Origin of the sequence: Glycomyces sp. L485 (assembly GCF_022548875.1) — a bacterium.
Taxonomy (GTDB): domain Bacteria; phylum Actinomycetota; class Actinomycetes; order Mycobacteriales; family Micromonosporaceae; genus Glycomyces.
On the sequence record NZ_JAKZEW010000008.1, the window covers coordinates 75,753 to 98,059 of the forward strand.

Sequence of the window (22,307 nt, forward strand, 5' to 3'; positions counted from 1 at the left end):
GCCCCGGGTCAGTATGACGAACGGTTGCACTTCGTGGGACCAAAGACCCTAATCTGTGGAGGCGATCCCTGGTTGCATTCGTTGTCGGCCGTCGCGAACGCGTCCGGTCGCACCTAGACCTGAAGGGGGCGAGCGGTGTGGCTCGACCAGGCAAGTCCGCGCAGAGAGCGGGAGACCTGCTGCTTCGCACGGGAGTGTTCCTCACCCGCGCGGAGAGCACTCCGGACCGGCACACCGTGTTCAAAGAGGGCGGTCGCCACGGCGACGTGTTCTACCGGGACCGCTGGAGCCACGACAAGGTCGTGCGCTCGACCCACGGGGTGAACTGCACCGGGTCGTGCTCGTGGAACGTGTACGTCAAGGACGGCATCATCACCTGGGAGACGCAGGCGACCGACTACCCGTCGGTGGGACCCGACCGTCCCGAGTACGAGCCGCGCGGCTGCCCGAGAGGCGCCGCGTTCTCCTGGTACACATACTCCCCCACCAGGGTTCGCTACCCGTACGGGCGCGGCGTCCTGATCGAGATGTACCGGGAGGCGAAGGCCCGGCTCGGCGATCCGGTGGCGGCGTGGGCCGAGGTCACCACCGACCCCGAGAAGCGCCGGCGGTACCAGTCGGCCCGCGGCAAGGGCGGCCTGGTCCGCATCACCTGGGATGAGGCGGTGGAGATCGCCGCGGCGGCGCACGTCCACACCATCGGCGCCTACGGCCCCGACCGCATCGCCGGGTTCTCGCCGATCCCGGCCATGTCGCAGGTCTCGCACGGCGTCGGCGCCAGGTTCGTCAACCTGCTGGGCGGGTCGATGCTGTCGTTCTACGACTGGTACGCCGACCTCCCGATCGCCTCGCCTCAGGTGTTCGGCGACCAGACCGACGTGCCCGAGTCCGGCGACTGGTGGGACGCGGCTTACCTGATGCTGTGGGGCTCGAACGTCCCGGTGACGCGGACTCCCGACGCGCACTGGATGACCGAGGCCCGCTACCGCGGCCAGAAGGTCGTGGTCGTCTCTCCCGACTACAGCGACGCCACCAAGTTCGCCGACGAATGGCTCGCTCCGCATCCGGGCACCGACGGCGCGCTGGCCATGGCGATGGGGCACGTGATCCTCAATGAGTACTTCGGGGAGGGGAAGCGGGAGGGCTTCGAATCGTATGTCCGCAAGTTCACCGATCTGCCGTTCCTGGTGGAGCTCTCGGAGCAGGACGGGTTCCTCGTGCCGGGCAAGTTCGCCACGCGCGCGGACCTGCCGGGCGAGGAGCCGTACGCCGAGTGGAAACCGGTGTTCATGGACGAGGACACCGGCGAGGTGGTGGCGCCGGACGGCACGATCGGGCACCGCTGGGACTCCGAGCACCCCGGACGGTGGAACCTGGACCTCGGCGACCGGCGACCGAGGCTGAGCCTGTACGGCGAGGGCTCCGAGACCGCCGAGATCCGGCTGCCGCGCTTCGACGGCGAGGGCGACCACCTCGTGCGGGGCGTGCCGGTCCGGCAGGTCGGCGGACGGCCGGTGACCACAGTGTTCGACCTGCTCATGGCCCAGTACGGGGTGTACCGTCCGGGTCTTCCTGGCACCTGGCCGAGCGGCTACGACGACGCGTCCGAGCCGTACACGCCCGCGTGGCAGGAGTCCGTCACGTCGGTGCCGGCCGAGAAGGCGGTGCGCATCGCCCGCGAGTTCGCCGACACGGCCGCGGCCACCGGCGGGCGCTCCATGATCATCCTCGGCGCCGGCACCAACCAGTGGTTCCACGGCGACACCATGTACCGGGCGTTCTTCACGCTGCTGCTGCTCACCGGCTGCCAGGGCGTCAACGGCGGCGGCTGGGCGCACTACGTCGGCCAGGAGAAGTGCCGCACCCAGACCGGTTGGGCCACTTATGCCTCGGCGATGGACTGGACCCGTCCGGCCAGGTTCATGGCCGGGACCGCCTACTGGTACCTGCACACCGACCAGTGGCGTTACGACACCTACGACGCGGGCGCGCTCACCTCCGCGACCGGGCCGGGGCGCCTGTCCGGGCGGCACACCGCCGACTTGGTGGCCGCGTCGGCGCGCATGGGCTGGATGCCGTCCTATCCGACCTTCGACCGCAACCCGCTCGCGCTGGGCCGCGAAGCCGCCGAATCGGGCCAGAGCCCGGGCGAGTACGTCGCCGAGCGGCTCGCCTCCGGCGAACTGCGTTTCGCCGCCGAGGACCCCGACGCCCCCGAGAACTGGCCCCGGGTGCTGACGATTTGGCGCGCGAACCTGCTGGGCTCCTCCGCCAAGGGCAACGAGTACTTCCTGCGGCACCTGCTGGGCACCGCCGCGGCCGTCCAGGGCGCCGAGGCCGGTCCGGAGCACCGCCCGGGCGAGGTGACCTGGCGCGAGGACGCGCCCGAGGGCAAGCTCGACCTGCTGCTGTCGCTCGACTTCAGGATGACCAGCACGACACTCATGTCAGACATCGTGCTGCCCGCGGCGACCTGGTACGAGAAGCACGACCTGTCCACCACGGACATGCACCCGTTCGTGCACGCCTTCTCGCCCGCGATCGACCCGCCCTGGCAGGCCCGCACCGATTTCGAGGCGTTCCACTCGATCGCCGAGCGGTTCAGCGAACTGGCCGAGACCCACCTGGGCACCGGCACCGACCTGGTGGCCGCACCCCACCAGCACGACACGCCCGGCGAGCTCGCCCAGCCGGGCGGGCACGCACCCGACTGGAAGAGCGACGGGACGGTGCCGGTCCCGGGCACGACCATGCCGAACATCATCGCCGTCGAACGCGACTACACCGCCGTCGCCGCGAAGATGTCCGCTGTCGGGCCGCTCGCCGAGTCGGCCGGACTGCCCGTCAAAGGCGTCTCGTTCACACCCGACGCCGAGATCCGGTGGCTCGCCGAACGCAACGGCGTGGCCGAGGACGGCCCGGCGGAGGGAAGGCCCGTCATCGACACCGACGTGAAAGTGTGCGAGATGATCCTGGCGCTCTCGGGAACCAGCAACGGACGGCTCGCAGCGCAGGGCTTCGAGCGGCTCGCCGAGCGCACCGGCACCGACTTCGACGAGCTCGTCCACGGCTCGGCCGAACGGCGCGTCGTCTTCAGCGACACCCAGCGCGGCCCGACCCCGGTCGGCGCCAGCCCCGAATGGTCCGGCAAGGAGGCCCACGACCGGCGGTACTCGCCGTTCACCATCAACGTCGAGCACGACAAGCCCTGGCACACCCTCACTGGAAGAATGCACTTCTACGTCGACCACGACTGGATGCACGAGTTCGGGGAGGCGCTGCCGGTCTACCGGCCCCCGCTGAACATGCGGGACCTGTTCGCCGAGCCCGCGATCGGCCCCACCGGGGAGCGCGAGGTGGCCGTCCGCTTCCTCACGCCCCACTCGAAATGGTCGATCCACTCCGAGTACCAGGACAACCTGCTCATGCTCACCCTCTCGCGGGGCGGGCCGACGATCTGGATGAGCCCGGCCGACGCCGAGGCGATCGGCGCGGCCGACAACGACTGGGTGGAGGCGCTCAACCGCAACGGCGTCGTGGCCGCCCGGCTCGTCGTCTCCCACCGGATGCCGACCGGCACCGTGTACATGTACCACGCGCAAGAGCGCATCATCGACGTGCCGAAGACCGAGACGACCGGCAAGCGCGGCGGCATCCACAACTCGCTGACCAGGCTTCTCATCAAGCCGACCCACCTCATCGGCGGCTACGCCCAGTTCAGCTACGCGTTCAACTACACAGGACCCACCGGCAACCAGCGCGACGAGGTCACGGTCGTGCGCAAGCGGACCACGGAGGTGCGCTACTGATGGCGAAGCAGCGGACAGGCCGGGTCATGGCCCAGGTGGCCATGGTCATGAACCTCGACAAATGCATCGGCTGCCACACCTGCTCGGTCACCTGCAAGCAGGCGTGGACGAACCGCAGCGGCGTCGAATACGTGTGGTTCAACAACGTCGAGACCCGCCCCGGGCAGGGCTACCCGCGCCGCTACGAGGACCAGGAGCGATGGCAGGGCGGGTGGAGGCGCACCGCGACCGGCAGGCTGAAGCCGCGCGCGGGCGGCCGGCTCAAGAAGCTCGCGACGATCTTCGCCAACCCGAAGATGCCGTCCATCCAGGACTACTACGAGCCGTGGACGTACGACTACGAGAACCTCATCACCGCGCCGCTCGGCGACGACGTCCCGGTCGCCAGGCCGCGCTCGCTCATCAGCGGTGAGCCGATGGACATCTCATGGAGCGCCAACTGGGACGACGACCTCGCCGGCGGCGAGGAGCTCGGTTCGTTCGACCCGCTGGTGCAGAAGCTCGGCGAGCGGGTGAAGTTCTCCTTCGAAGAGACCTTCATGTTCTATCTGCCGCGCATCTGCGAGCACTGCCTCAACCCGTCGTGCGTGGCGAGCTGCCCCTCCGGCGCGATGTACAAGCGGGCCGAGGACGGCATCGTCCTGGTCGATCAGGACCGGTGCCGCGGCTGGCGGATGTGCGTCACCGGCTGCCCCTATAAGAAGGTGTACTTCAACCACAAGACCGGCAAGGCCGAGAAGTGCACGCTGTGCTACCCGCGCATCGAGGTCGGCATGCCCACGGTGTGCTCCGAGACGTGCGTGGGCCGGCTCCGCTACCTGGGTGTGGTCCTGTACGACGCCGACCGGGTGAGCAGCGCCGCCGCCGTCAAGGACGAGAAGGACCTCTACCCGGCCCAACTCGACCTGCTCCTCGACCCCGACGATCCGGAGGTTCAGGAGGCGGCCCGCCGCGACGGCATCCCCGACCGGTGGATCGAATCGGCCCAACGTTCACCGGTCTACCTGCTGGCCAAGCGGTTCAAAGTGGCGCTGCCGCTGCACCCGGAGTACCGGACCATGCCGATGGTCTGGTACATCCCGCCGCTCTCACCAGTGGTGGACACCTTGACCTCCACCGGGAACGACGGCGAGGACGCCGGCAACCTGTTCGGCGCCATCGACACCCTCCGCATCCCCGTGGAGTACCTCGCCGAGCTGTTCACCGCCGGCGACCCCGAACCGGTCACCAGGACTCTGCGGCGGCTCGCCGCGATGCGCTCCTACATGCGCCGCATCAACCTCGGCGACGATCCCGACGAATCGATCGCCGAGGCCGTCGGCATGAGCGGCAACGACATCGAGCGGATGTACCGGCTGCTGGCACTCGCCAAGTACGACGAACGCTACGTCATCCCCACCGCCTACGGCGTCGACGAGGCCGACAAGGGCGTCATCGACGAGATCGGGTGCAGCCTCGACTTCGACGGCGGACCGGGCATGGGCGGCATGGGCGGAGCGGCGCCGTTCGGCGAAGCGTCCGGGCGGCAGCAGCCGGCCACCGTGGAGAACTTCCACGCGCTTCGGGACCGGCAGACCAGCGACGAGCGCAGCGGACCGCCGCGCCGATTCAACCTGCTCAACTGGGACGGCAACGGCCGCCCGCCCGGACTGTTCCCGCAGCGGTCCGACACCGAAGGAGAGGAGCGACAGTGACCGCCCCCGACCACCACGCGATCGCGAGACAAGCAGCCGCGATGCTGCTGTGCTACCCCGAGCCGGCGTTCTACGACCGGCTCGGCCCGGTGCGCCGGGCCGTCGCCGAACTCCCGTCCGGACGCGAGCGCCGTGCGCTGGCCCGCTTCTGCGACCACGTCATTGCGACACCGGAACTCGACCTGGGCGCCCACTACGTGCAGACCTTCGACCTCAAACGACGCCGAGCCCTGCACATGACCTACTACACCGACGGGGACACCAGGCGGCGCGGCCACGCACTCGCACGGATCAAGGAGGTCTACACCGGCTGCGGTTGGCAGATCGACTCCGCCGAGCTTCCCGACCACCTGTGCGTCCTCCTCGAATTCGCCGCACGCGGCGACCTCGAGTGGGGCGAGCGGCTGCTCGCCACGTTCCGTCCCGGCATCGAACTGCTGCGCAGTGCCCTGCACGACTACGGGACGCCGTACGCCGACGTGCTCGACGCGGTGACGGCGACGCTCCCGCCGCCCGGCGACGAGGCCCGACTCCAGGCGATCCGCCTGGCCGAGACCGGCCCGCCGTCCGAAGACGTCGGGCTCGACCCCTACGGCGCGGTTCCGCTCGGCATGCCGACGGTCCGACCCGCCCCGACCGGAGGCGCGCGATGACCCCATCCCCACTGGACTACCTGCTCTGGGGCGCATTGCCCTACGTGGTGAACGCGGTGCTCGTGGGCGGCACGGTCTGGCGCCACCGCTACGACCGCTTCGGCTGGACCACACGCTCCTCGCAGCTGTACGAGTCGCGACTGCTGCGCATCGCCAGCCCGATGTTCCACTTCGGATTGCTCGTGGTGATCATCGGTCACGTCATCGGCCTGCTCATCCCCGAGTCGTGGACCCACGCGGTCGGAGTCGGCGACGAGCTGTACCACATCACGGCACTGTCGCTGGGCGTGGTCGCCGGAGTGACCACGCTCGGCGGCATCGCGCTGCTCATCTGGCGGCGGCGCACCACCGGGCCCGTGTTCAGCGCCACCACGGTGAACGACAAGACCATGTACCTGGTCCTGACCGCCGCGATCGTCTCCGGGCTGACGGTGACGCTGCTGTCCGCGTACACGGGCTTCAGCGGCGGCGAGGAGGTCGACTACCGCCAGACGGTGTCGGTGTGGTTCCGCAGCATCTGGATACTGCAGCCCGACGTGGCCGCCATGTCGGCGGCCACCCTCGGTTTCAAGATCCACGTCCTGATCGGTCTGGGCCTGTTCTCGCTGTTCCCGTTCAGCCGACTGGTTCACGCCTTCAGCGCACCGATCGGATACCTGTTCCGGCCGTACGTCGTCTACCGGTCGCGGGACCGCCGGACTGCCGGGACGACACGGCCGATCCGCCGCGGCTGGGGCTGAGGCGGCCCGGTCCGAGCCGGCCGAGCAGGTCGGCGACGCGCGTGAAGCCGACCGTGCGGCGCATCGCCGGGTTCCGCTGCCCGGCCATAGGCGACCTGTCTCGGCCGCTCCGGCCGTTCCGCTTCGGGGTTCTCGGACCCGAGAATTCAGGACGAATGTCCCTGACCCCGACGGTGTCCACCTGGCATCTTCGGAACCGATGGCGCCAACGACACCGGTCGTGAAGACCACATCCTGTCACTGACTCTCGAAAGGACGGTCCCGGTGAACGCACGAACTGCGGAGATGTCCTACCCGATGAAGGCGGCCGGCAAACCCTCCGCCCGGAGGCGTGGGCGGGTCGATTGGCATCGCGTCGCCAATATCGTCGTCCTGTTCTACCTGGTCGCGACCGCCGCACTCATGCCGCTGCACGCCGCCGGGATCATCCAGCGATGGACCGTCGTCCATGTGCTGCTGCTCGGCGCGGTCACCAACGCCATCGTCACCTGGACCGCGCACTTCTCCACCGCCATGCTGCACGCCCCGCGCTCCAATCCGCACTTCGCGGCCCTGCGACTGATCGGCCTCAATATCGGCGTCCTCGGCATCCTCACCGGCATCGGCCACGGCCTCCCGGCGGTCACCGTCGCATCCGCCGCCGCGTTCGCCTCCGTCGTCATCGCCCACCTGGTCGACCTGATGCGCATGAGCCGCCGCGGCATCGGCGGCAGGTTCACCGCCACCGTCCGGTTCTACCGGGCGGCCTCGCTCGCCCTCATCGCCGGCATGACCGCCGGGGTCGTCATGGGCATCGGCGCCGACGGCGACTGGCACGAACGCGTCTACGCCGCCCACCTGAACCTCAACCTGTTCGGCTGGGTCGGCCTGGCCGTGCTCGGGACGCTCTATCTGCTCTGGCCGACCGTGCTCGGCACCCGCATGGCCGACGGCGCGATGCGCGCCGCCCGCCGGTCCCTGCCCCTATGCGCCGTCGGGCTCGCGCTCGCGGTCACCGGGCTGCTCGCGGCTTCCAGCCTGGTCGCCGTCACCGGACTCACCCTCTACCTGGCCGGCACCGTGGTCGGCCTCGTCCCGGCCGTCCAGGCCTGGCGGCGGCGAGCCCCCGAACGGCCCGCCGCACTCATGCTCGCCGCCGCGATCGCCTGGCTCCTCATCGCACTCGGCGTCGAAATCGCGGCCGTCCTCACGGCGAACCCGGCCGAGCGCATCGCTGAGATGCTCCCGTGGTTCCTGGCCGGTTTCGTCGCCCAGATCCTGATCGGCTCGCTGACGCACCTGCTCCCCATGGTGCTCGGCGGCGGCCCCAGCGGCGGCAAAGGCGCCGCACTGCTGATCAACCGATTCGGCCGCACCCGGGTGCTCGCCGCCAATATCGGCGTCGCCCTCGTGGCGCTGCCGGTCCCGGATGCGTTCGAGCTCCTCGGCTGGGCGCTCATCGCCGCGAGCTTCACCGGCTTCCTCGTGCTGGCCCTCGCCGCCGCCGTCACCACCCGCAGAGGGTCCCCCGAGCCGGGCACCGAATCAGCACCTCGTCTCGGCCGCGGCCACCGCACGCTCATCGCCGCACTGGGGATGGCGGCACTGCTGGCGGCGATCACGATCACCGTCGTCAACCTCGGGCCCGCACCGGAAGCGGACGATGAACCGCTGGTACTCACCGAGGGCGGCACCCAGACCGTCGAGGTGTCCCTGGAGTCGCTGTCGGTCGACCCCTCCTCGATCACCGTCGCCCCCGGCACCCGTCTCATCCTGGAAGTCACCAACCACGGCCGGATGCGACACGACCTGGCCTTCGGCGACGAGCTCGCCACGAGAATGCTCTCCCCCGGAGAGAGCGCCGAACTCGACCTGGGCGATATCGTCGGCGACCTGGACGGCTGGTGCACCGTCATGGGCCACAAGGAAGCCGGGATGACCATGCGCATCGGTGTGGACGACGGCAGACCGAACGAAGCCGACGCCCCTGAAGCTCCCGTCGGCGCCGCCGTCGACCCTGGAGCCGAACCTCCGACGGGGTTCGAACCGTATGATGCGGCGCTGCCGCCCGCCGAGGACGGCGACGTCCACGAGGTGACCATGCGCGTGTCCGACGAGACCCTCGAGGTCGCCCCCGGCGTCACCCAGGAAATGTGGACCTTCAACGGCTCCGTGCCAGGACCCACCCTGCGCGGCGAGGTCGGAGACAAGTTCATCGTCACCCTCGTCAACGACGGGGCCATGGCCCACTCGATCGATTTCCACGCCAGCGCGCTCGCCCCGGACGGGCCGATGCGCACGATCGAACCAGGCGAGGAGCTGGTCTACGAGTTCACCGCCGACGCGGCCGGAGCCTGGATGTACCACTGCGGCACTGCTCCGATGGTCCAGCACATCGGCAACGGCATGTACGGTGCGGTGATCATCGACCCGCCCGACCTGCCCGAAGTGGATCGGGAGTACGTAGTCGTGCAGTCCGAGCTGTACTTCGGTGAGGAAGGCGAGCACGGCGACTTCGAGGCCATGGCCGCAGGTGAACCGGATGCGGTGGTGTTCAACGGCTACTACGAGCAGTACCGGCACGCTCCGCTGAGCGCCGCCGCCGACGACCGGGTCCGGATCTGGCTGGTCAACGCCGGCATCGAGCGACCGAGTTCGTTCCACGTGGTAGGCGCCCGATTCGACACCGTGTTCTCAGAAGGCGCCTACCTCTTGCGGCCTGGCGACGGCGTAGGCGGTGCGGCCCAAGTGCTGTCCGCGTTCCCGGGACAGGGCGGATTCGCCGATTTCACCGTTCCGGAGGCGGGCCACTACCCGTTCATCACCCACACCATCGTCGACGCCGGCCGAGGTGCCGTCGGAGTCATCGCCGCCGCGGAATAGGAGATCCACGATGTTCGAGAGCCGGTCCTCAGTGCGGTTCGCTCACAAGGCGTCGGCGGTGGCCTGGGGCGGCCTCCCTCCGCACGTCGCCCGACAGGTCGGGCCGACATGAGCGCAACCGAGCGGCTCGGCCGCCGCGCCCGCGCGCTGCGGGGCCTCCACACCGTGATCGCCGCCGCTGAGCTGGCGAGTCTGGTGCATGTCTGGGCGTGCGCGCTGAGCGGGCGCCGGGACCGGGCGCTGCCCGTATCGATCACGGCTCTCTCGCTCGAAGGCGTCGGACTGCTGATCGGCCGGGGCGACTGTCCCTTGGCTCCGCTGCAGCGCCAGGTGGGAGACCCGGTGCCGCTGTTCGAGTTGGCGCTCCCGCCGAGAGCCGCGAAGGCAGCCGTGCCGGTGCTGGCCGCGGTCGCAGTCGGCGGCATGGTCACTCTCGCACTGCGTTCCACCGGAGTTCGCAGTGTCCTGAATCTCCGCGGTGGGGCGGACCGGACACGTTCGGCGCTCGCGGCGCATGCGGCGCGTGCTCGGGAAGACTAGCCTTCCCGAGAGTCACTCCCGGCGCCGATCGCTCACAGCTCGAATCCGGCGGGGAACGGGTCGTCGGGGTCCAGCATGTACTGGGCGGTGCCGGTGATCCACGCTCTGCCCGTGATCGTCGGCACGACGGCCTCGACGCCGCCGATCTCGGTCTTCTCCACCAGCCTTCCGGTGAATGTCGTGCCGATGAAGGACTCGTTGACGAAGTCGGTGCCGAGCGGCAGCTCGCCGCGGGCGTGCAGCTGCGCCATCCTCGCGCTCGTGCCGGTGCCGCACGGCGACCGGTCGAACCAGCCCGGATGGATCACCATGGCGTGCCGCGAGTGCCGCGCCGTCGAGCCCGGCGCCTTCAGGTACACGTGGTGGCAGCCGGAGATGTCGGGGCGGGTCGGGTGCAGCGGCCGGTTCTGATCGTTGACGGCGTCCATGATGCTCAGCCCGGCGTCGAGCAGCCGCCGCCCTGCGGAGCGCTCGAACGGCAGGGCCAGTCTCTCCAGGTCGACGACGGCGTAGAAGTTGCCTCCGAAGGCCATGTCGTAGTCCACGGTCCCGAAGCCGGGCACCTCCACGGTCTGGTCGAGGGCCAGGACGAACGAGGGCACGTTGCGGATGGTCACCGACCTGGCGCGCCCGTCCTCGACCGCGACCTCGGCCGCGACCAGGCCGGCGGGCGTGTCGAGCCTGATCGTGGTCACCGGCTCGACCACCGGCACCATGCCGGTCTCCACCAGTACCGTCGCGGTGCCGATCGTGCCGTGTCCGCACATCGGGAGCAGCCCGGAGACCTCGATGAAGAGCACCCCGAAGTCCGCGTCGGGCCGGGTCGGCGGCTGCAGGATGCTGCCGCTCATCGACGCGTGGCCCCTCGGCTCGCACATGAGGAAGGTGCGCAGGTCGTCGTTGTTCTCGATGAACCACTGCCGGCGCTCGGCCATGGAAGCGCCGGGGAAGACCCCTACTCCCCCGGTGACCACCCTGGTCGGCATCCCCTCCGTGTGGGAGTCGACGACGTGGATGACGCGGTCGGTTCTCATCCCTCGCTCCCGGTGACGAAGCGGCCGTCCACCGGCCGCGGGACCTCGTACGACGGCGCTCCGCGGGGCTCGGGGCGAACCGCGCGATCGCGACCGCGCCGGTGCCCGGTGCCGTGATCGCCGGGTACGGACCGCCGTACCGTCGAGCGTAGGTCACCGAGACGCCGGTCGGTCGCCGATTCCACAGGAGACGACCGGCCTCGCGTGCCAGGACGGTCGTCGGCGGGGGCGCGATCTCGTCGTCCGCCTCGGCGACCGGGGACGCCGGCCTCGCGCGGGGCAGTGGGGACGAACGCGGCGGTCGCGTCCGACGGGGGATGGCGTCGCGTCATCTGATCACTTGTAGCCCTTGGCGAGTGCGGCCGTGGTATCGACGGCCACGCGCTCGGCGACCTCGGAGGGCAGCGGGCGGCGCGGCGGGCGGCACGCGCCGCCCTTGCGACCGGCCACGTCCATGGACAGCTTGATCGCCTGGACGAACTCTGTCTTGGAGTCCCATCGCAGCAGCGAGTGCAGGTCACGGTAGATCGGGAGCGCCTTCTCGATGTCCTCGGCCCGCCCGGAGGTCGCCAGGTCGTACAGTTCCTTGGTCGCGACCGGCAACGCGTTGGGGTAGCCGGCGATCCAGCCGACCGCGCCGGCGAGGCCGAGTTCGAGCAGCACGTCGTCGCTGCCGACGAGGAGGTCCAGGCCGGGGGCCAGCTCGGCGACCTCGTAGGCGCGGCGCACGTCACCGGTGAACTCCTTGACGGCCACGATCAGGCCTTCCGCGTACAGCTCGGCGAGCAGCCCGGGAGTCAGATCGACCTTGGTGTCGTAGGGGTTGTTGTACGCCACGATGGGCAGGCCGACCCGGGCAGCGGCCCGATAGTGCTCGACCACCGCCTCGCTGTCGGCTCGGTATGCGTTCGGAGGGAGCAGCAGCACGGAGCGGGCCCCGGCCTCGGCGGCCTGCTCGATCCATCGGCAGGTCTCCTGCGAGCCGTAGGCGGCGACACCGGGCATCACGCCGAAACCTTCGGGCGCGGCGTCGACGGCGACCTCGACGACGCGGGCGCGCTCCTCGTCGGTGAGGGTCTGGTACTCCCCCAGCGATCCGTTCGGGGTGACCCCGTCCATCCCGTTCTCGGCGAGCCAACGAACGTGCTCGCCGAAACCGTCGTAGTCGACCGACAGGTCGTCGTCGAACGGCAACGCGGTGGCGACGTGGATTCCGTGCCACGACTTCGCCTGCTCACTCATATGTCTCTCCTGACATCCCATGCAGGTGCATGACAGTAGGTGACATCGCACCCGATCGCAAGAGCAGTCTCGCCCCCTTTCGCGGCCCGCGCAGTCGGTCTTGTCGCCGGGGGTGAGACGGCGCCGCGATCACATCGAGGAGGAGACCGCCTCCTCGGATCTGGTGTTCGCGCCCTCCTGATGGGGGTGGCGGCGCTCCAGTGAGGCGCCCTCGACGTCGACGTCCGGGATGATCCTGTCCAGCCACTTGGGCAGCCACCAGGCCTTGTCTCCGAACAGGTGCATCAGCGCGGGGATGATGAGCATGCGCACCAGGAACGCGTCGACGAGCACGCCGAAGGCGAGGGCGAATCCGATGGGCCGGATCATCGCCGAGTGCGAGAACACGAACCCGCCGAAGACGGAGATCATGATGATCGCCGCGGCGGTGACGACCGACCGCCCGGCGCGCATGCCGTGGACGACCGCCTCGCGGGCCGGGACGCCGTGGGCGTAAGCCTCGCGCATCCCGGTGCCGAGGAAGAGCATGTAGTCCATCGCCAGTCCGAACAGGATGCCCACCAGGATGGTCGGCAGGAAGTTCAGGATCGGCCCCGGAGAGTCGACGCCGAACACGTCGGCCAGCCAGCCCCACTGGTAGATCGCCACCACGCCGCCGAGGGCGGCGTAGTAGCTGAGGATGAACCCGAGCGTGGCGACCACCGGCACGAAGATCGATCGGAACACGACGATCAGGATGATCAGCGACAGTCCCACGACGACCGCCAGGTAGGTGGGGAGGGCGTCGGCGAGCTTCTCGGAGATGTCGATGTTGCCGGAGGCGCTGCCGGCGATCCCGAGATCGTCGACGCCGTCGACGGACAGTTCGCGCAGCGCGTGCACGAGATCCTCAGTGGCCTCGCTGGTCGGCCCCGATTCGGGCACCAGCTGGAAGGCCGCGATGGTGCGGTCGTCGGAGGATCCGATGGGAGCCACGGCCGACACATCGTCCTGATCGGCCAGGGCCTGGGCGATCTTGACCTGCATCGCCTGCAGCCCGGCCTCGTCGGGGCTGCCCGGCAGCTCCGCGACCACGAGCAGCGGCCCGTTCTGGCCCTCACCGAACTTGTCTGCGATGGCGGCGTACGCCTGGTACTGGGTCGTGTCGTGCGCCTCGGACGAGCCGTCGGGCAGGTTGAGACGCAGGTCCATGGACGGGATGGCGACTGCCAGCAGCGCGCCGACGCCGACCAGGACGCGGACGGCGGCCCGCCCGGTGCCCATCGTCTTCGTCGCGCGCTCCTCCTCGCCGCGGGGGTGGAAGCCCTCAGCCTCGCAGGCGGCGCGTTCGGACTTGCGGAGGATGCGCATGCCGACCAGGGAGAGCATCGCCGGAATGAAGGTGACGGCGACCAGCACCGCGGTCGCGATGCTGAGAGCGCCGACCGAGCCCATCAGGCCGAGGAAGGGGATCCCTGTGAGGTTCAGCGCCACCAGCGCGATGACCACGGTGAAGCCGGCGAACACGACGGCGTTGCCGGAGGTGCCGGTCGCCAAGGCGATCGACTCTTCGAGGTCGTAACCCTCCTTGATCTGGCGGCGGTGGCGGTTGACGATGAACAGCGAGTAGTCGATGCCGACGGCGAGCCCGAGCATCAGGCCGAGGATCGGCGTCACCGAGGCCATGTCGATCACGCCCGAGAGCGACAACGCGACCATCGCGCCCACGCCGACGCCCACGAGCGCGGTCAGCATCGGCAGTGCCGCACCGATGACGGTGCCGAGCAGGACGAGCAGGACGATCGCGGCCACGACCAGACCCACGATCTCGCCCGCGCCGAGCAGGGCCGGCGCGGATTCGAACATGTCCGAGGAGTAGTCGACCTCGACGCCGTCGACCGGGGACCCGTCGAACACGTCGGTCACGCCGGACTTGGCCTCCGGAGTGATCTCCATCTGCGGCTCGCTGAACGCGACGTTGACGACCGCGGTGGTGCCGTCGTCGGAGACGGTGGTGATGCCGTCGGCCAGTTCGAGCAGGATCGCCCCCTGTTCGAGCGGCGCGGCCTGCTCCTCCAGGTCGGCCTCCTGTGACTCGAGCTCTGCCAGGCCCAGGTCTATCTGGTCTTGCTGGCTCCCGAACTCCCCGGCCGACGCGTCGGCGGTGCCGGCCGCCTCGGCCTGCTCACGGGCCGCGTCCAGCTGTTCCTGCGCGGAAGTCAGCTCCGTGCGAGCCTCGTCGATCTGGCTCCGGCCCGCCTCGATCTGCCGGCGTCCCTGCTCGATCGCCTGCTCCCGCTCGGCGCGTTCGGCTTCGGTCGCGAACGGATCGATGACGGTCTCCACGCCGTCGGCGTCGGCGGCTTCGGCGACAAGGGCGCTGATCGCGCTCTGCTGGCCGTCGGTGAGCGGCTCGCCGTCGGTCGTGCTCAACACGATGCGGCCGCTGCCACCCGCCGCCGCGGGGAGCGCCTCCCGCAGCTGCTCCGTCACCCGGTCGGTTTCAGTGCCGGGGATCGAGACCGTGTTGTTCAACGTCCCGCCGAACAGGGCGAACGCACCCGCGGCGGCCGCGAGTACCACGACCCATGCGGCGATGACCGACTTGGCTCGGCGGGAGCACCAGCGCCCGACCCGGTAGAGGAACTCAGCCATGAATGACTCCTAATAATGATTCGTTGCGCGCAGTGGACGCGAGTCCGACCGCACGACGGAGGGAACAGAGACGGTTAGGCGCCCGGCTCGCGCAGCACGTCGGTCAGGCTCGACACGAGGTCGTCCCAGACTCTGCGGGAGTGGGGAGTGTCCGTCGCGCCGGTCGCCGCGATCCACCGGTCGACGAGACCGAGGAGGCCACCGCTGAAGGCCGCCACCAGCAAGTCGACTTTGAGGACGTCGACTTCGGGGTGCCGGCGGGCGATCGCGCCGGACATCTGCTGTGTGAACAGCGACAGGGCCCGCTGCATCAGCACGGCCCCGCGGACCGCCTGCCGCTGGTCCTCGCCGTCGAAGATCTGGATCAGGTAGGCCATCGTCGGTACCAGGTGGAGGCCCGAGGCCGTGGCCGCCAGATCCTCCAGAACGGTCCCGACCTCGCGCGACTCGCTCGTCGCCCACGCCTCCATCCGGTCGACGACCTCGCCGAGCAACTCCCCCGCCACCGTGGTCACCACGTCCTCCAGGGAGTCGAAGTGGTTGAACACGGTCCTGCGGGAGACGTCGGCGGCCGCGGCCAGCTCGTCCACGGAGAAGTCCGCGCTGCCGCGCTGCCGCATGAGGTCGGCGGCGGCGTCGAGGATCGCCCGGTGGCTCTTCGCCTTGAGCGCCGCCCGGCGGTCGCCGGAAGGAGGTTGCACTGGCATGATCACTACACTAGATGCAACGATGCACTCAGTGCATTAATTTTTGATGTGTGACGCAACACAGCCAGAAGGCTCCGACCTCGAGGTCGGAGCCTTCTGGGAATGGTTCGCCTATGAAGCGCTCGGCACGGTGCTCGGCGCGCCGAGCAGGCGCGGGGCGATCACGATGCGGTCGATGTCGGGCGCCCAGGAGTTCGGATTGCCAAGACGCAGCGGCTCATTCGCTGTGGAGAGTGTCAGCGGGACGCTCCGCTGCCAGAAGCTCTCCCACGAGTAGGTGTAGCGGAAGTACGCGCGCCCGACCTGCGTCGATCCCTCTTGGATCTCCAGGAGGCGGTCGACCACCTGCGGGTTGTAGTCGTGGGAGCCGGAGAGCTCGGCGTTCGCGTAGTACACGGTCAGGTCGTAGTCGCCCGGAGCCGCGAAGCCGTCGCGGGGGATCTCGATGGCATTGCCCGCCCCGTTGCCGATCCAGCCCACGTAGGCGCTTCCGGAGGCATTGGTGCCGGTGCTGTCCTCGAGGGTCCCGACGGACGCTTCACCGTGGAGGACGGCGTCCTCGGCCTCGATCGAGACCGCGTTGCCGTCGGCGGCGCGGGCGCGGACGGTCGTGAGCGACTGGACGGTCGCCCCCTCCGGCGACCGCAGCTCGATCTCGTTGATGCCCTCTTGGAGGTGGACCCTGGCGGTCGATTTCCAGTGCCCGGCCCCTTCTGCGCTCACGGTGGCGGTCGGCATTCCGTTGACGGTCAGCTCGACCGACGCCGCGTGGTCGGAGGCCCAGTCCACGACCAGATCGTGGTAGCCGGTCTCCATCGCGTTGGCGTACAGGTCGGCCCGGCCGTATTCGAGCGAGACGCCGCCTCGGACCGCCTCGTCGTCCCAGTCGAGCTCCGCGCCGTCGACGAGGCGGAACGTGGAGGCCGGGTACTGCGTCGGCTCGCCCTCCCCCACCGACGTCAGCAAGACCTTGTCGAGGGTGATGTCGGAGTTCGGCAGCGCGCTCTCCCCGTCCTCACTGGCGCGCAACGACAGCACGCGGCTGCCGGCGGTCAGGTCGACCAGGGTCTCGGCGCTGCCGCGGTACTGCCACCGGCTCCTGTCATTGAGCGCGAGGTCGGCGGTGTACTGGACGGTCCCCGCCGCCGCGTCGTCGACGAACAGCGCGTGACGGCCCGGGACGCCGGGGGCGCCGCCGATGATCTGAAGGCGGTAAGTACCGTCCTCGGGCACTTCGACGGTCCACTCGGCGCGGGAGCCGACCTGGTTGAACGAGCCCACATCCCGGCCCCCGGAGGCGAGGAACTTCCAGCCGCCGTTCGCCTGCGGGTCCTGAGCGTAGATCTGGGCGTCGGTGAGGTCCATGTCCTCGGCCTCGATCGACGCCTGCCACGGCTGCGCGGCGGCCGCGGCCTCGACATCGCGGGACTGGGACGGGGTGGCAACCAGCTGATAGGCCGCGTAGCGGTCGTAAGTCGGGACGTCGAACCTCAGGGCCCCGTCCACGAGTTCGGCGCCGTTCACAGCGGTGACGACACGCGGCGTGTCGGCCAGGCCCTCGGCGCCGTGGAGCGCGATCTCACGGACCTCGACGTCGACGCGGTCACCGAAGATCCCGGCGTCGAGTCCGCTCAGGTCCAGTGAGACGTCGCCGTCGGTGCCGCCCCACAGGACGGTCGCGCGGCGGTTGTCGTCGTCGATCGCGCCGATGCCCTGGAGGGTGTCGACGGCGTTCAGCTCCGGCGGGGTGACCCGGACCGTCTCGGAGCCTTCGAGATCGCCGTACCACTTGAACATCCACCAGCCGGCGTTCGCGCCGTTGGGGCGGGCGCTGTTGTCGGAGAAGTTCCCGGCGTAGTTCCAGTAGGCGGTCTGGGCGTCGACCTTCGTGTCCTCGAACATCGCGAACCACTGGACGAGCTGCCCGGGCACACCCATGTCCCGCAGCATCCCGTACTCGTTGATGTTCACCGGGACCGGATCGAGGCCGAGGGAGGCTTCGAGTTCGCGGAAGTCGGCGAAGTGCCCCCGGTAGCGGGCGAGGTTGTCGATGCCCAGCTCGTGCCAGATGACTACGTCCGGAAGCGAGTCGTTCGCCTTGGCGAACGCCAGGATGTCGGCGCTGCGCTCGGGCTGCCAGCGGGTGTCGGCGGGACTGGCGATCCGGGCGTGGCCGAGGCCGTGGCGGTCCCAGACCTCCTGGACCTTCTCGTAGGAGGCCTGCCAGTCCGCGAGGAACTGGTCCTTCTGGTTCGGCCAGTCGGTGTACCAGTTGCCGTCCGGCTCGTTGAAGGGGATGAAGATGTAGTCCTCGGGGCGGTCGGAGTCGGTCGCGACGGCTTCGACGACGAACTCGACGACCTCGAGGTAGTCCCAGAGTCCGTTGGGCTCTTCGGTGTAGGAGCCGTCCGACTGGTCGTAGCCGCGGGTGTCGCCGGGGCGCCTGCCGCCGCTGTAGGGCCAGTCGGGGTAGTAGTCCTGGATGTAGATGTACATGTCCTCGCCGTGCTTGTCGAAGAACCCGTCCTCGACCTTGATCGCGTCGCCGGAGGGGTGTTGCGTGCCGTAGGGCGCCTTCTGCGACGAGTTCGTGATGTGGGCGCCGTTGATCAGCGACTGCGTCGGAGCGCCCTCGTCCCCGAATCCGTAGAGCGTGCCGGTCGCGCCGCCGCGGAACTCGCCGGTGCGGTCTGCGAAGTCCACCGCGAGCACTTCGGGCTCGGCGGCGGACGCGGACGAGCCCGCCAGACCGGTCGCGGCCACCGCCGCCGCTACGACTGCTGCCATCGTTCTCCTCATCTATCGGCCCTCTCATCATTGAGACATGGATTTTCGTCTTTATAGAGGTTTGACCATACCGAGATTTGATAACGGTTTCAAGAACAAACTTGATATCGTTTTCAGATAAGGCTAGGGTTCCGCCTGAAATCGATATCAAGCCGAAGTTGCAGGCAAGGAGCATCGTGACCGATCAGTTGTCTTGGGGCGGTAAGGAACTCGGTTTTCGACTCGAGTGGGACGCCGATACGCCCGTGCGTCTCGCCCGGATCCGGCGCACCGGACTCCATCTGCGGAACCGGCATCTGAGCCTCGCCTATATCATCCGTGTGGGCCTGCCGCTGCCGATCACTTTCGTGGTCGCCCGGCGCAGGATCATCTCCGGTATCACCGGCGGATCGGTGAGGCGACCATCAGGGACATGACGAGCAGGGCGGGCGTGAACTCGAGGAATCCGACGATCAGCGACGTGGCCGAGCGGGCCGGGGTATCGGTCCCGACGGTGTCGCGGGTGCTGACCGGTGCGGCCCGGGTGAGCCCGGCAAAGCGGGAGGCCGTCGAGGCGGCCATCGCGGAGTTGAACTTCCGTCCCAGCGCGGCGGCGCGCGTGCTCGTGTCGCGGCGGCCGCAGACGATCGCGGTCGTCGCGGGGAACACCTCCCGGTACGGCTACGCCGAGACGATCCGCGGCATCGAGATGGCCGCCCGCGCCGAGGGGTACACGGTGATGATCACCGTCGTCGAGAGCGCCGACGAGGTCGAGGTGGACCGCGCGATCGGGGCGACGCTGTCGCAGGCGCTCGCGGGCGTCGTGGTCCTCAAGTTCGACCCGCCCGGGGTCGCGGCGCTGCGGAGGCTTTCGACGGACCTGCCTGTCGTCGCATTGTCCGGCACGCGGGAGACCGGTGTCAGACAGGCGGTCCTGGACGAGACCGGCGCGGCAGAGGAGCTGACGGACTACCTGCTGGGTCTGGGTCACCGGACCGTCCATCATGTCCGGGTTCCGCCGTCGCGGCGGGTGGACGGGCGGACTACGGGTTGGCGGCGGGCGCTCCTCAAGGCCGGGGCTCCGGTCCCGCCTCTGCTCGACGGAACCTGGGCCCCGAACAGCGGCATCGCGATCGGTCGGGTGCTCGCCGAGGACCCGGAGGTCACGGCCGTCTTCTGCGGCAACGACGAGCTCGCCATGGGGGTGATGCGGGGAATCGCCGACAAGGGGCTTCGCATCCCGGCGGACATCTCCGTCGCGGGGTTCGACGACCATCCGCTCGCGGAGCTGTGGTCGCCGCCGCTGACGACCGTGGAACAGGACTTCGAAGGTCTCGGTCGGCGGGGCTTCGAGCTTCTCCTCCAGGTCGTCGAGGGCTCTGGCGGCCGTCGGTTCTCGTCCGAGCTGCCGCGGCTCGTCGTCAGGGAGAGCACCGCGGCCCCTCGGGGGCGCGGCACCTGAGGCCCTGCGTCCGGCGCTTCGCCGGTCAATTCGCCGAACCCGAACTTCGTGTTCGGCTCTCGCGGACGGTGACCGTGGTCCTCGGGCGGGGACCGGCGTTCGCGTCGCGGGGGTGCCCGTACAGTCCCTTGCCGCTGAGCACCACCCAGCACGACCGCAGCAGGATGGCGAGGTCCAAGCGGAGGCTCTGCGTCGCCACATAGACCAGATCGTGCTCGGTGCGGGTGTCCCAGTCGAGACGGTTTCGCCCTATGGTCTGCGCCAATCCGGTCAGTCCCGGAAGGGCGGCGAGCCGCATCGTCTCTCGGGACCGGTACCGCCGCGCGCGATCGGGCAGGTGCGGACGCGGGCCCACCAGGCTCATCTCTCCCTTGGCGACGTTCAGCAACTGCGGCAGCTCGTCGACCGACAGCCGACGCAGCACTCGGCCGACCCTGGTGATGCAGGCGGCGTCGGGAATCTCCGAATCCGGTGCCGCGGAGGTGGTCATGGTGCGCAGTTTCAGCAGGGCGAACGGTCGCCCCCGCAGCCCTATGCGCACTTGGCGGAACAGGACCGGTCTGCCGTCCTCGCAGAGGATCGCCAATGCGGCGACTGCGACCACCAGGAGCGCCGGAATCGCGACGAGGGCCAGCACCGTCCAGTCCACTGCTCGCTTTCCCCTGTAGGACAGCCGATTCGACGGAACGAGTGTCCCACCGTCGGAGGTGTGGTCAGAGCGTTCTGCACCCGGATTCGCAATTCCCCCGTTAGATGGATTCATCGCGTCGCTCCCCCTAAGTTGACCGTTATAGCAACTTGAGACTTTTTACGACTTTATAGTGCTAATCAGTCACTGCACTACAAATATCGCAGCAGTTGGGCGTTAGGGGGTCGATACGGTGCCTGATCTAGCAGAGATCGCCGCAGGACCGTCCAGAAGGACAGTGCGGCGACTCGGCGTCATCAGCCCCTGTTACGACCCGGAGACCGGTTCGGCGGCGGTGGCCGGAGCCATCTCCCGCTCCCTGGCGCGGCTCGGGCACGACGTGCACGTCCTCACTGGATTCCCGAACTACCCCGAGGGGACGATCTACCCCGGGTACCGGTTGAGGAACTATCTCTACGAGCACCGCGACGGCGTACACGTCCACCGGGTCCCGCTGCTGCCGAGCCACGACCGCTCGGCGGTGCGGCGGGCGCTCACCTACTTGTCCTACGCGGCATCGGCGTCGGCCAAATGGCGCATCCTCCGTTCGGTGGACGCCTGGCTGGTGATCTCCTCGCAAGCCACCGTGGCCATGCCGGCCATCGTCGCCCGGACGCTCTTCGGCAGGCCGTTCGTGCTCCACATCCAGGACCTGTGGCCCGAGACGGTCGTCGAGAGCGGGTTCGTCCGTCCGGGCCGACTGCTCGACCTGATGGCGCGCGTCATCGGGGCGTTCTGCGACGCCTCGTACCGGCGGGCCTCGGCCGTCGCCGTGACCGCACCGGGGATGGCACGCGCGCTGCATCAGCGGGGCGTCCCCTCGGACAAGATCTCGGTGGTGCCCAACTGGGTCGACGAACTGGTCTACCGTCCGCTCCCCCGGGACGAAGGACTGGCGTCCGAGTTCGGTCTCGACGGGTTCGTCGTCATGTACGCGGGCAACATGGGCGACCTGCAGGGGCTCGACACCGCCGTGAGAGCGCTCAGGATGCTCCCCGACCTGCCGGACCTGCGCCTGGCGTTCGTCGGCGGCGGCATCGCCGAAGAGCGGCTCCGCGAACTGGCCGAAGGCGACGATCGAGTTCGCTTCCTCGGCTCCCAACCGGTCGAGCGCACGGCGCGGTTGATGGCGCTCGGCGACGTCCAGCTGGTGAGCCTGAAAGACCGTCCGCTGTTCCGGCACACGTTCCCCAGCAAGCTCCAGGCCGCGATGGCCTGCGCGAGGCCCGTCATCGTCTCCGCCCCCGGCGACGCCGCCCACATCGTCCTCGAATCGCGCGCGGGCCTGGTCACTGCGCCCGGGGACCCCGCAGAGCTGTCATCTGCCATGCGATCGCTGCACGGCTTCGATCCCCGGACCCGCGAGGCGATGGGGCGAATCGGAAGGGAGTTCTACATGGACAGGATGTCTGCCCGGGTCGGCAGCTCGACGCTGTCGGAGTTGGTGGCCCGAGCGCTCGGAGGTGACGCGTGATG

The 22,307-nt window shown here is 69.3% G+C and carries 15 protein-coding genes; 9 read left to right on the forward strand and 6 right to left on the reverse strand.

From position 1 onward, the window contains the following. Positions 1-137 precede the first annotated feature (137 nt). The 6 genes from L0U85_RS06850 to L0U85_RS06875 all read left to right on the forward strand — a co-directional run bounded on the left by L0U85_RS06850 (position 138) and on the right by L0U85_RS06875 (position 10,298). On the forward strand, positions 138-3,809 hold the full coding sequence (locus L0U85_RS06850) for a nitrate reductase subunit alpha (protein WP_241377010.1): 3,672 nt from the start codon (positions 138-140) through the stop codon (positions 3,807-3,809). Next, positions 3,809-5,503, forward strand: coding sequence for a nitrate reductase subunit beta (gene narH, locus L0U85_RS06855; RefSeq protein ID WP_241377011.1), 1,695 nt, complete (start codon positions 3,809-3,811; stop codon positions 5,501-5,503). The genes L0U85_RS06850 and narH overlap by 1 nt, the downstream gene beginning before the upstream one ends. 41 nt (positions 5,504-5,544) lie before the next feature. Then, positions 5,545-6,156, forward strand: a complete 612-nt coding sequence (gene narJ / locus L0U85_RS06860) for a nitrate reductase molybdenum cofactor assembly chaperone (protein ID WP_277605497.1) — start codon at positions 5,545-5,547, stop codon at positions 6,154-6,156. After that, positions 6,153-6,896, forward strand: a complete 744-nt coding sequence (narI, locus tag L0U85_RS06865) for a respiratory nitrate reductase subunit gamma (RefSeq protein ID WP_241377013.1) — start codon at positions 6,153-6,155, stop codon at positions 6,894-6,896. The genes narJ and narI overlap by 4 nt, the downstream gene beginning before the upstream one ends. Positions 6,897-7,160: 264 nt before the next feature. Beyond that, positions 7,161-9,758 (forward strand): multicopper oxidase domain-containing protein, encoded by a 2,598-nt coding sequence (locus L0U85_RS21170; RefSeq protein WP_241377014.1) that lies wholly within the window; start codon positions 7,161-7,163, stop codon positions 9,756-9,758. Positions 9,759-9,866: 108 nt separating this feature from the next. Further along, positions 9,867-10,298 (forward strand): hypothetical protein, encoded by a 432-nt coding sequence (locus L0U85_RS06875; protein WP_241377015.1) that lies wholly within the window; start codon positions 9,867-9,869, stop codon positions 10,296-10,298. Positions 10,299-10,330: 32 nt separating this feature from the next. On the opposite strand, the gene L0U85_RS06880 is transcribed toward L0U85_RS06875, so the two are convergent. From L0U85_RS06880 to L0U85_RS06900, 5 genes are all read right to left on the reverse strand, one after another. Next, entirely contained in the window at positions 10,331-11,332 is a 1,002-nt protein-coding gene (locus L0U85_RS06880; RefSeq protein WP_241377016.1) for a proline racemase family protein, read from the reverse strand. Positions 11,333-11,668: 336 nt separating this feature from the next. Further along, entirely contained in the window at positions 11,669-12,574 is a 906-nt protein-coding gene (locus L0U85_RS06885) for a dihydrodipicolinate synthase family protein (RefSeq protein ID WP_241377017.1), read from the reverse strand. 129 nt (positions 12,575-12,703) lie between these two features. Next, positions 12,704-15,208, reverse strand: coding sequence for an MMPL family transporter (locus L0U85_RS06890; protein WP_241377018.1), 2,505 nt, complete (start codon positions 15,206-15,208; stop codon positions 12,704-12,706). A 74-nt stretch (positions 15,209-15,282) separates the two neighbouring features. Continuing rightward, positions 15,283-15,915: a TetR/AcrR family transcriptional regulator gene (locus L0U85_RS06895; protein ID WP_241377019.1), complete on the reverse strand. Its 633-nt coding sequence runs from the start codon at positions 15,913-15,915 to the stop codon at positions 15,283-15,285. A 111-nt stretch (positions 15,916-16,026) separates the two neighbouring features. After that, entirely contained in the window at positions 16,027-18,702 is a 2,676-nt protein-coding gene (locus L0U85_RS06900; RefSeq protein ID WP_241377020.1) for a hypothetical protein, read from the reverse strand. A gap of 176 nt (positions 18,703-18,878) precedes the next feature. Between L0U85_RS06900 and L0U85_RS06905 the strand changes: the two genes are divergently transcribed. Then, positions 18,879-19,118, forward strand: coding sequence for a hypothetical protein (locus L0U85_RS06905; RefSeq protein ID WP_241377021.1), 240 nt, complete (start codon positions 18,879-18,881; stop codon positions 19,116-19,118). Beyond that, on the forward strand, positions 19,115-20,143 hold the full coding sequence (locus L0U85_RS06910; protein ID WP_241377022.1) for a LacI family DNA-binding transcriptional regulator: 1,029 nt from the start codon (positions 19,115-19,117) through the stop codon (positions 20,141-20,143). The genes L0U85_RS06905 and L0U85_RS06910 overlap by 4 nt, the downstream gene beginning before the upstream one ends. Positions 20,144-20,168: 25 nt before the next feature. Here the strand turns inward: L0U85_RS06910 and L0U85_RS06915 are convergent, their stop codons facing one another. After that, entirely contained in the window at positions 20,169-20,792 is a 624-nt protein-coding gene (locus L0U85_RS06915) for a sugar transferase (protein WP_241377023.1), read from the reverse strand. Between the two features lie 232 nt (positions 20,793-21,024). On the opposite strand from L0U85_RS06915, the gene L0U85_RS21175 reads away from it, so the two are divergent. After that, on the forward strand, positions 21,025-22,305 hold the full coding sequence (locus L0U85_RS21175) for a glycosyltransferase family 4 protein (RefSeq protein ID WP_241377024.1): 1,281 nt from the start codon (positions 21,025-21,027) through the stop codon (positions 22,303-22,305). The last annotated feature ends 2 nt before the right edge of the window (positions 22,306-22,307 follow it).

Bases quoted from the DNA above. Each gene is read 5' to 3' on its own strand.
- narH (WP_241377011.1), top strand. From the start codon at position 3,809: ATGGCGAAGCAGCGGACAGGCCGGGTCATGGCCCAGGTGGCCATGGTC.
- narJ (WP_277605497.1), top strand. From the start codon at position 5,545: ATGCTGCTGTGCTACCCCGAGCCGGCGTTCTACGACCGGCTCGGCCCG.
- narI (WP_241377013.1), top strand. From the start codon at position 6,153: ATGACCCCATCCCCACTGGACTACCTGCTCTGGGGCGCATTGCCCTAC.
- L0U85_RS06875 (WP_241377015.1), top strand. From the start codon at position 9,867: ATGAGCGCAACCGAGCGGCTCGGCCGCCGCGCCCGCGCGCTGCGGGGC.
- L0U85_RS06880 (WP_241377016.1), bottom strand. From the start codon at position 11,332: ATGAGAACCGACCGCGTCATCCACGTCGTCGACTCCCACACGGAGGGG.
- L0U85_RS06885 (WP_241377017.1), bottom strand. From the start codon at position 12,574: ATGAGTGAGCAGGCGAAGTCGTGGCACGGAATCCACGTCGCCACCGCG.
- L0U85_RS06890 (WP_241377018.1), bottom strand. From the start codon at position 15,208: ATGGCTGAGTTCCTCTACCGGGTCGGGCGCTGGTGCTCCCGCCGAGCC.
- L0U85_RS06895 (WP_241377019.1), bottom strand. From the start codon at position 15,915: ATGCCAGTGCAACCTCCTTCCGGCGACCGCCGGGCGGCGCTCAAGGCG.
- L0U85_RS06900 (WP_241377020.1), bottom strand. From the start codon at position 18,702: ATGGCAGCAGTCGTAGCGGCGGCGGTGGCCGCGACCGGTCTGGCGGGC.
- L0U85_RS06910 (WP_241377022.1), top strand. From the start codon at position 19,115: ATGACGAGCAGGGCGGGCGTGAACTCGAGGAATCCGACGATCAGCGAC.